The organism is Dyella sp. SG562, from assembly GCF_011759495.1.
In the GTDB taxonomy this organism is placed as follows: Bacteria; Pseudomonadota; Gammaproteobacteria; order Xanthomonadales; family Rhodanobacteraceae; genus Dyella_D; species Dyella_D marensis.
Genome location: NZ_JAAOYS010000003.1, coordinates 492,362 through 500,406, shown reverse-complemented (window position 1 = coordinate 500,406; position 8,045 = coordinate 492,362). Strand labels below are relative to the sequence as shown.

General features: G+C 67.5%; 2 protein-coding genes. Both read right to left on the bottom strand.

The window, feature by feature from the left end; genetic code table 11:
• Window positions 1–441: 441 nt before the first annotated feature.
• Window positions 442–1,260, bottom strand: a complete 819-nt coding sequence (locus FHW84_RS09370) for an OmpA family protein (RefSeq protein ID WP_167254685.1) — start codon at window positions 1,258–1,260, stop codon at window positions 442–444.
• Window positions 1,261–1,301: 41 nt separating this feature from the next.
• Window positions 1,302–7,919, bottom strand: a complete 6,618-nt coding sequence (locus tag FHW84_RS09365) for an ESPR-type extended signal peptide-containing protein (RefSeq protein ID WP_167254683.1) — start codon at window positions 7,917–7,919, stop codon at window positions 1,302–1,304.
• Window positions 7,920–8,045 lie beyond the last annotated feature (126 nt).

Below are 8,045 nucleotides of genomic sequence, written 5' to 3'. Positions count from 1 at the left end.
TCCGCGTTCAGCCGCCTTGCGGTCGATCCTGCCTTGCTCATCGCCTCTCCCGGTCATCAACACTATGGGTGTTGCATTGACCCGTTGAAACCGCCGGCCCAAAGAGAAAGTAACCAAAGAGAGAATGGCCTAAGAGCAAAGGCTCGCGACGCGACTAGAAGGAGCGGTGGGCGGCTGCGGTAGCCTGATTAACCTGGGTCTACACGAAACATCAGTGCGTTTACGTAGCGGGTGCTTCAACGTGCCGTGGCGAAGAGGAAGTTCAGCGACTGAGGCGGCTTCTGCTTTTCGCTCCTGTATGCGACGCCACCACACTTCTCCCTCTCCCCTCCGGGGAGAGGGTCGGGGTGAGGGGCCGGGCGGAGCGGGGCGATGAATCCCGATGCAATGCGTCTCTTCCCTTCGCTCACCCCGAAGAGAAGAGACGCCCCATGCAGAGCGCTACTCCGCGCTATCGACCTTCACTTCCACTCGCCGGTTCGGTGCCAGGCAGGCGATCAGTTCCGCGCGCTTGCCGTCCGGGCAGTCCTTCACCTGATCGGCCTTGCCATGTCCTTCGGCGCTGATCCGCTGTGCCGGCACGCCGGCGCGTACCAGTTCGGCTTTTACCGATTCGGCGCGGCGCTGCGATAGCTGCTGGTTGTAGGCATCGCTGCCCAGGCGGTCGGTGTAGCCGTCGATGCGTACCGAGCGCAGTTTGTCGCCCTGCCCGCTCAGTTCCGCGGCGAGGTCGTCCACCGTGCGGCGGCCCGTTGGCGACAGCTCGGACTTGTCGAATGCGAACAGTGCATCGGCGGAAAGTACGCGCGGCTTGCTTGCCGCCGCCGCGGGTGCGGGTGCCGGCGGCTTCGGCTCATCCAGCAAGGCCGCGCAGGATTCTGGCTTCCAGTAGAAGCTGCGCGCCAGCTTGTTTTCGTCGAACAGCACCTTGTACTGGCACACCGTTACTTCGTCGCTGCCGGGTTTGCGGAAGTTGAACAGGTAGTTCCACTCGCGCACGCCCCACACGCCTTCGCTGAAATGCGGATAGCCGATCAGGTCGGACACCTGCGGCTTGTTGAGGCCGGCCTTGATCTGCCGCAGGTTGGCCAGGTTCGGGAAGGTGCCGCCCTTGTGCATCGGCGTGGTGTCGCCGGGCTCCGGCCAGACCATCTGGCCAGCCGAGCCGCCATCCTTGGCGATGTCGTGGCTCACATTGCCGCAGGCGGCCAGGGCCAGCGCGAACGAGGCCAGGGCGAGGTGCTTGATCGAGATACGCATGGAATGGACTCCTTGAAGATCGCTCATGGTCTTGTTCGCGCTCACCACACCACCCCCGCGCCGACGCCGGCGCCGGCATCGCCGCGCGAGTTGGTGGTGGCATTGAGCTTGAATACGTAGCGGCCGCTCTCGGTGATGGTGGACACGCCGACCGCAATGCCGTTCTCGCCGTGGAACGTGCCCAGCGCCACGCCGGCCGAACTCTGGTTCGGCTGGTAGGCCTGCGGCAGGCTGGCCATGGCCATGGCCGAGGCGATGCCGGCATTGGCGCGGTTGCCGATGCGGTTGAGGTCGCGGTCCACCGACTGGAAGCGCTGGTCGACGTAGTCCTTCGACCAGTTCTTGGCGCTCTGGATGGCGTCGTTGAGCTGGCCCACGTTCACCGCGTCGGTAGCGTTGGTGCCGGCCGCCACGTTGGTGACGGTGCGCTCGTGGCCCACCGAACCGACCGACACGGTATTGGCGGTATTGGCTACCGAGTTGGCGCCGATCGCCACGCTGTTGTCGCCGGTGGCGCTGGAGTTGCCGCCGATCGCCGTACTGTTGTTGCCCGAGGCGTTGGAGTTGGCGCCGGCCGCGGTGGAGTTGTTGCCGGTGGCGGTGGCGTTCTTGGTGTTGTCGACGCTGGTCTGGTAGGTGTTGTTGGTAGTGCCCGGCCCCTGCGACGGCAGGTTGTTCACCGTGTTGGTCAGGTTCTGCAGGCTGGTGTAGAGCTGCTGCAGGGTCTGGTTGGTGGCGAACAGCTGCGAGCCGTTGATCGCATCCGTGCTGCTGCCGCTGATGCGGCCCGCCGCCACGTTGGTAAGCGTGCGCTCCGCGCCCACGCTGCCCACGCTCACCGTCGAACCCGGCGTCGCGCCGGCGAAGTTGTAGGTGGTGCCCGCCAAGGTTGCGCTGGCCGTACCCACCGCCGCGTCGGTCTTCGAACCCGCGCCGAGCGCCACGCTGCCGGCGAATGCCGCTTCCGTACCCGCGCCCAGCGCCATCGCCTGGATACCGTTGGAGGTGGCATTGGTACCGAGCGCCACGCCATCGGCCAGGTTCACCGTGGCGTTCTGGCCGATCGCCGTGCCGCCCGGAGCCGTCTGCTGCACGATCGCACCGTTGCCGATGCCTACGCCGTTGTCGCCGTTGACCGTGGTCTTCGGGCCGACCGCCACGGACTCCGCACCCGCCGCCAGCGAATCGCTCGCGGTGGAGTTGGCGTGGAAGTACTTGATCGGCGTGACCGAGAACGAGGACATCGCACCCTTCAACTGGCGCAAGGTCACGGCATCCTGGTCGAGCGTGCCGTCCGCCACGTTGGTGATCTGGCGGAAGTCGGTGGTGTTGCCCACCGACACCGCGCCGAGCAGGTTGCGGTCCGTGGTGTTGTACGGAATCACATTGGTGCCGACGATGATCGAGCCGGACGCCGGCGCGATCGCACGATCGGACACCGCTCCCGAACCCAGCGCCACGCCGCCCAGCACCGATACCCCGGTATTCTGGCCCAGCGAAGTACCGGAAGCCGCCGTGGCCGTGGCGCCCACGCCCGCGGCCAGCGAGTTGGCACCCGTCGCGCCGTTGTTGGCGTAGTTGCCGCCCTGCGTGCCGCCGTCGTTGACGCTGTAGTAGTGCGTGGCGTTGGCGATCACGGTGCTGTTCAACGTGTCGATCGCCTGGTTGGTGGCGTACAGCTGCGAGCCGTTGATGGCATCGGTGCTGTTGCCGTTGACCTGGCCCGCGGCCACGTTGGTGACGGTGCGTTCGGCACCCGGCGCACCCACGCTCACCGTGCTGGTCGGCGTCGTGCCGGCATAGGTGTAGGTGTTGCCGGCGATGGTGCCGCTGCCGGTCTGCACTACGGCCGCGGTGCTCGAACCCGCGCCCAGCGCCACGTCGCCCACGTTCGCGCCGGCGGTGGCGCCATTGCCGATCGACACCGCGTTCTCCGTGTTGGCCGTCGACACCGGGCCGATCGCCACGCTGTTCAGGCCATTGGGCAGCGAATCGGCCAGGTTGGAGTTGGCGTGGAAATACTTGATGCCGCCGGTGTTGATCTGGTTGAACACCTGCTGCAGCGAGCTGTAGGTGTTGCCGCCGTAGGTGATGCTGGTATTGAGCGTGCCGGTGGCCGGATCGTAGGTGGTGTTGCCGCCGTAGCTGGTGGCGATCGAGTTGCCCAGGTTGGTGACGGTATTGCCCAGATTGGTGACGCTGGTGCCTACCGTGCCGATCGCCTGGTTGGTCTGGTACAGCTGCGAGCCGTTGATCGCATCGGTGCTGTTCTGGTCCAGGCGGCCGGCGGCCACGTTGGTGATGGTGCGCTCCGCACCGGTGGTACCGACGCTGATGGTGCTGCCCGGCGTGGTGCCGGCGAAAGCGTAGGTCTGGCCGTTGATCACCGTGTTGGGCGTACCCACCGCCGCGGCCGTGACCGAACCCGCGCCCAGCGCCACGCTGCCGGCGAACGCCGCCTGCGAGCCCTGGCCGATGGCCACCGCCTGGATGCCGTTGGAGGTGGCATTGGTGCCCAGCGCCACGCCGTCAGCCAGGTTCACCGTGGCGTTCTGGCCGATCGCCGTGCCGCCCGGCGCGGTCTGCTGCACGATCGCACCGTTGCCCATGCCGATGCCGTTGTCGCCATTGACGGTGGTCTGCGGACCGATGGCTACCGACTCCGCACCGGCGGCCAGTGAGTCGGTCGCGCTGGAATTGGCGTGGAAGTACTTGATCGGCGTCACCGAGAACGAGCTCATCGCACCCTTCAGCTGGCGCAGGCTCACCGCATCCTGGTCCTGCGTGCCGTCCGCCAGGTTGGTGATCTGGCGGAAGTCGGTGGTGTTGCCCACCGACACCGCGCCGAGCAGGTTGCGGTCCGTGGTGTTGTACGGAATCACATTGGTGCCGACGATGATCGAGCCGGAGGCCGGCGCGATTGCCCGGTCGGACACCGCGCCTGCGCCGAGCGCGACGCCGCCCAGTATCGATACGCTGGTGCCCTGTCCCAGCGAGGTGCTGCGATCGGCCGCGGCAGTGGAACCGACGCCCGCGGCCAGCGCATTGACGCCGGTCGCGCCGTTGTTGGCGTAGTTGCCGCCCTGCGTGCCGTTGTCGTTGACGCTGTAGTAATGCGTTGCACCCGCCGCCACCACGTTGCTGAGGTTGTCGACCGCCTGGTTGGTCGCCCACAGCTGCGAGCCGTTGATCGCATCGGTGCTGCTGTTGCTGATGCGCCCGGCGGCCACGTTGGTGATGGTGCGCTCGGCACCGCCCGCGCCCACGCTCACCGTGCTCGCCGGCGTGGTGCCTGCGAAGTTGTAGGTGGTGCCGGCGATGGTGTAGCTAGCCGTGCCCACCGCCGTGGTGGTGGTGGATCCGGAGCCCAGCGCCACATCGTTGGCATTGGTGGCGACGGCACCGTTGCCGAACGCCACGCCGCCCGCCGCCTGCGCGGCACTGCCGTTGCCCAGCGCGACCGAGCCCACGCCCTGCGCGTTGTTGCCGTTGCCGATCGCCACCGCACCGTCGCCGTTGGAGGTGTTGTTCGAACCCACGGTGACGGCGCCGTTGCCGGTGGCGGAGTTCGGATCGCCGATCGCCACCGCGCCATTGCCGTTGACGGTCTGGCTTTCGCCCAGCGCCACCGCGCCGGTGCCGCCGAGCACCTGCGAGTTGTGGCCGCCGGCGATCGAGCCTGTACCCGCGCCCGCCGCGACAGTATTGGTGTCGCCCAGAGCCACGGTAGATGCGGCGAGCGCCTGCGAAGCATTGCCGACCGCGGTCGCATTGGCCGCCGACGAAGTCGCCGCATTGCCGACCGCTATCGCGTTCTGGCCAGACGCATTCGCATGAAGCCCGACCGCCGTTGCGGCAGCCCCCGACGCGGAAGTCTGGAAACCCGCGGCAAACGCAAAATTGGCTGAGGCGACGCTGCTGGCACCAAGAGCGGTGGCCTGCTGGACCGAGGCGTTCGCTCCTTGACCGAAGCTCGTCGCCCAATCGCCGGTCGCCTTCGCGCCGATACCGATGGCGGTGGCGAACGAGCCGTTCGCGTTGGCGTTGCCTCCGATCGCGATAGCGCCTCCCGATGGTCCGGTGGAAGCAGCGCTGGTACCGATCGCGATGCTGTCGACCGCGGACGAGGCTGCGCCGTTACCCACTGCCACGGCGTTCTGGGCGGAAGCGTTGGAATGAAGGCCGACGGCAGAGGCCCCCGAGCCGGTGGCCGACGCCTGGAACCCTGACGCCAGCGCGAAGGTGGCGCTGGCTGTGCTGCCGGCTCCCAGGGCCGTAGCCGTTTGCACCGTGGCGTTGGTGTTCTGTCCGAGCGCCACCGCCCAATCGCCGCCTGCCTTTGCATTCATGCCGATGGCCGCGGCGTAGGTGCCCGAAGCAGCGGCGCCCGGTCCGATGGCAATAGCGTTGGGGGAAGTGGCACCGTTGTTGAGGTAATTGGCCTGCTGCGTGCCACCGTCGGTGACGCTGAAGTAGTGCGTAGGCGCGCTGGTCGCGACCGCATTGACCGCCTGCGTCAGCGCATAGAGCTGCGAGCCGTTGATCGCATCCGTGCTGCTGCCGCTGATGCGGCCGGCGGCGACATTGGTGATGGTGCGCTGATTGGTACCACTGCCGACGCTCACGGTGCTGGTCGGTGTGGTGCCGGCGAAGTTGTAGGTGGTGCCGGCGATGGTGTAGCTGGCCGTACCGACCGCGGCAGCGGTGGTGGACCCGTTGCCCAGCGCCACGTCGCCGACATTGTTGGCGGCGGCCGAGTTTCCGAGTGCCAGCGTGCTGTTGGCGTTCGCGCCGGCGCCGGCACCCAGGGCCACCGCATTCGTCCCGTTCGCGGTGCTGATCCGGCCGATGGCGATGGCGCTCCCGCCGGTGGCACTCGAACTGGTACCGATCGCGATGCTCTGGTTGGTGTTGGCCACCGCCGTATCGCCGAACGCCACGGCACCGGCGGCCAGCGCCTGGCTGGTGCTGCCGATCGCGATACTGCCCTGGCCGACCACCGTGTTCTGGTAGCCGATGCCGACCGCGCCCTGCGCCGCGGTTCCGGCCGTACCCACCGCTTGCCCACCGCCGCCGACCATGTTGGTGTTACCCATCGCGACCGAGCCGTTGCCGGTGGCGGTGTTGTCCAGGCCGCTGGCGATCGCGCCGTTGCCGGTGGCGGTATTGGGATCGCCAATGGCGACAGCGCCATTGCCGCTGGCGACGTTGCCGGAGCCGACCGCGACGGCCTTGCCGCCGGTGGCGGTCGAGCCGTTGCCGATCGCCACGGCATCGCCCGCATTGGCGACCGTGGCGGTGCCGATGGCGATCGCGTTGGTGGCGGAAGAGGCAGACTGCCCGCCAATGGCGATGGAGTTATCCCCGCTGGCCGTCGCACTCGCGGTGGCATTTGCACCGATCGCGGTGGCCCCCACGCCCGTGGCATTGGCTCTCACACCCAGGCCTACCGCGTAATCCTTATTGGCGAGGGACTGTACGCCGATAGCGACGGAACCCGCGCCGCTGGATGTCACGTCCGTACCGATAGCCACCGCGCTTCCCGCGGTGGCCCCTGTATTGGCGGCCGTGCGCGCTCCGAGATAAATCGAATTAGTGCCGGAAGCGATCGCACCAGCGCCTTGAGCGATCGCGTTCAAAGCAGAACCATTGGCTCCTGAGCCCAGGACGACGGCACCTTGCCCACTCGCCTTGGTCAAATAGCCGATCGCTACGGCATTGACACCGCTCACCGCCGACTGCAGGCCCATGCCGATCGAGTACTGGCCTGACACGCTCACGTCCGTACCGATGGCGATGGCCGATTCGGCCGACGCGCCAGTACCCACGGTGCGCGCGCCAAGATAAACCGCATTGAGCGCTGTTGCATAAGCTTGCCAACCGGCGGCGGTCGCATGAGTGGCGGTGCTTTGCGATGACAAGCCGACCGCCGTTGCGCCATCAGCCGAAGCTTTGCTGGATGCGCCCAGCGCAGTGGCCTGGCCCGTACTTGCCGCGGCGCCGGAACCAAGGGCTACGGCATTGATGGCGCCGGTCGCGCTGGCCGAAGGACCGATCGCCACGCTGTTGCCGGAGTTGACATCGACGGAACTGAGAGCGCCGATGGACACCGCGTTGCCGCCGACAGCTTTCGCGACCGTACCGATGGCGACACCACTGACGCCGGAGGCGGTGACGTCCTGGCCTATACCGATGGAGCTATTGGCGAGCGCACCAGTGCCCGCTGCCGTGCGTGCACCGAGATAGATCGAATTGACGCCGGTCGTGTATGCCTGGAAGCCGAGGGAGATGCCGTTCTGGGCTGCCGCGTGCGAGTTGTACCCCACCGCCAGTGCGCCCAGCACGTCGGCATGCGCAAGCGAACCGAGCGCGGTGGCTCCTACGCCGCTTGCCGCGGAACTGAGGCCCATGCACGCAGCGGTACTGTTATAGGCGTTGTAAGGCGCCGCCGAGCAATCCACCGACTGCGCCTGCGCTGTCGCCGACCACCCGACCCAGCCAAACGCGACCATCGCGGTGAACACGCCCGCGCCCAACGGACGCAGCACGCCGCGCGCATCGCCCTTGGTACTGGCGCCACGCCGGCTCGTCGCCAGCTCCGACACCACCACGAGCTGCTGCAGCGCGCGGTTCCAGACCTTGCCGTAAATCTTGTTCATGACGATCTCCTTGCATGGGGCGAGTGCAAATCAAGGAGGCGCGCGGATCCGGCGACGCGGGCGCGCAAAGACCCGGAGCGCGCAACCGCCATCGGGTTCCGCGCTATCGGCGCCTGCGGCGCGCGT

Bases quoted from the DNA above. Each gene is read 5' to 3' on its own strand.
- FHW84_RS09370 (WP_167254685.1), bottom strand. From the start codon at position 1,260: ATGCGTATCTCGATCAAGCACCTCGCCCTGGCCTCGTTCGCGCTGGCC.
- FHW84_RS09365 (WP_167254683.1), bottom strand. From the start codon at position 7,919: ATGAACAAGATTTACGGCAAGGTCTGGAACCGCGCGCTGCAGCAGCTC.